Source organism: Rhodococcus sp. P4_B6 (genome assembly GCF_056402215.1).
Genome location: NZ_JBFUHV010000402.1, coordinates 1 through 2110, shown reverse-complemented (window position 1 = coordinate 2110; position 2110 = coordinate 1). Strand labels below are relative to the sequence as shown.

General features: G+C 56.1%; 2 protein-coding genes. Both read left to right on the top strand.

Features of this window, described 5'->3' with window-relative positions:
• Positions 1-865: polysaccharide pyruvyl transferase family protein (locus tag AC1DWT_RS50980; protein WP_477926235.1), on the top strand; the 865-nt coding region annotated here is incomplete at its 5' end.
• 92 nt (positions 866-957) lie between these two features.
• Entirely contained in the window at positions 958-2085 is a 1128-nt protein-coding gene (locus tag AC1DWT_RS50975) for a Coenzyme F420 hydrogenase/dehydrogenase, beta subunit C-terminal domain (RefSeq protein ID WP_477926234.1), read from the top strand.
• Positions 2086-2110: the final 25 nt, after the last annotated feature.

The window sequence follows — 2110 nt, the reverse complement described above, 5'->3', positions numbered from 1 at the left end:
GTTTGATCTAGTCCTCGACATGCGTTGGGGTGATAGCTTCAGCGACATCTATGGTCTGCGCCGACTTGCGATGATGAATTCTCTTGCGAGGATAGCTGTGTCCAACGGGGTGACGGTCGCAATGGGGCCACAAACAATCGGCCCGTTCGAAACCTTCGCAGGGCGCGCCTTGGGGCGCTTTGCGGCCAGGCGAGCGGATATAATTATTTCTCGCGATTCACGAAGTGCCGAATACTGCAACGAGCTTGGTCTTCCCGCGGTCATTCAATCTACGGATGTAGTGTTTGCACTGCCCGTGCCGATTGTGGAGAAGAAGTACGATATTGCCATTAACGTATCAGGACTCCTGTGGAACGAAAATCCGCATATCGATCGACGCGTATATAGAGACTCGCTCGTCAGATTGTGTAGTTCGCTGCTGTCTTCAGGTCGAGAGATTACCTTGTTCGCACACGTGCTCGATTCGGATGGGCTCGATAATGACGTTCCGGCGGTGAAGGAACTGCAGTCGGAGCTCAGCTATCAGGTCGATGCGTTTCTACCGCGCGAATTGAGTGACGTGCGTGAGTTCGTGGCGAGCGCCGAACTGATAGTAGGTGCGAGAATGCACGCATGCTTGAATGCATTGTCAGTTGGCACGCCGGCTATACCACTAGCGTATTCGCGCAAATTCGCCCCATTGCTCGGGGATCTTGGCTGGCACCATACGGTCGACTTGCGCGGTGACTCCTGTTATGTCGGCCAGGTTAGAGACCGTATCGAAAGCTCTCCTGGTCTCAAGTCTGACCTCGACTCGCTACGGAGGCGAGCAGATGGGCTATTGGACGAGGGCGCCCGGGCGCTGAAGGAGCTGGTTCTCTCGTGAAATCGAACCTTGCGTCCGAGATTTCGTCCGTTGTTGCGAATGGAAACTGCTCGGGATGCGGTCTGTGTGCGCAGTTGAGTTCACAAGTGAYGATGGAATTGAATGCTGGCGGGTACTTACGGCCAGTCTGGCAGGGGTCGATCGACTCTTCTAACGAGCAGCAAGTCGCTGAATTTGCAGGGGCGTGTCCTGGCAGGCGTGTGGTCGGTCGGGACTCAGATGCTGCAGTGAGGCACCCCTATCTGGGACCAGTTGTTGCTGCGTGGGAGGCCTGGGCGACCGATCCCGAGATTCGATACACAGCGAGCAGTGGTGGTGCCTTAACTGCCCTTATCGCTTGGTTGATTGAATCTGGAGATTTCCGGACGTCTACGGCGGCATCAGCTGCGGTGGACCCGCGAAGGACGGTGTCTGTAACAATTACCTCTAAAGAGGAGGCGATTGCGGCATCGGGTTCCCGGTACGCACCCGTCTCAACGGCAAGTTGCTGTGATCTCGATGCAGGTGCAGACACCGGAATAGTCGGCAAGCCCTGCGAGGTGTCGGCTATTCGCCAGTTGCACGAATTGCGCGGCAAGGATTCACGTCCAATTCTATTCTCATTCTTCTGCGCCGGAACTCCAAGTCAACTCGCGACAGAAGGTCTTCTTAAGGACCTTGGCTTCGACGAGAACGCCCGATTAGTGACGCTCCGCTATCGGGGCCACGGTTGGCCCGGAGATTTCTATGCCGAGGATAAGAATGGGGACAGTGCTGGCGCCGGGTACAACGATTCTTGGGGTCGTTGCCTCGGACCTACAACCCAGTGGCGTTGCAAGATTTGCCCGGATGGTGTTGGTGAGAGCGCAGATATCGCGGCGGGTGATTTTTGGGAGGCGGACGAGTCTGGATTTCCAGATTTTGGCGATAAACAAGGTGTGAGTGTGTTGATCGCGCGCACCGCGCGAGGTGAAGAAATAGTTCGGCGGGCGATAGCGGCGAATATTATCGAAGTACGTCCAGTGAACTTGGACGATGTTGCTCAGATACAGCCGCTCCAGCGAAAAAGAAGGGAAACGCTGGTGGGTAGGATGATCGGGTCATCAATCGCGAGGAATCGAGTCCCTCGTTACTCAGGCTTTGGAGTATTCAACGCGGCCCGGGCGTCGCCTATGTCAACGTTGAGAGCCATCCCGGGGACGTTCATTCGGGCGCGCAAGATGCGACGGAGCGAGCGGTGAGCCAAATTCTTCGTGGTGACTACCC

Bases quoted from the DNA above. Each gene is read 5' to 3' on its own strand.
- AC1DWT_RS50975 (WP_477926234.1), top strand. From the start codon at position 958: ATGGAATTGAATGCTGGCGGGTACTTACGGCCAGTCTGGCAGGGGTCG.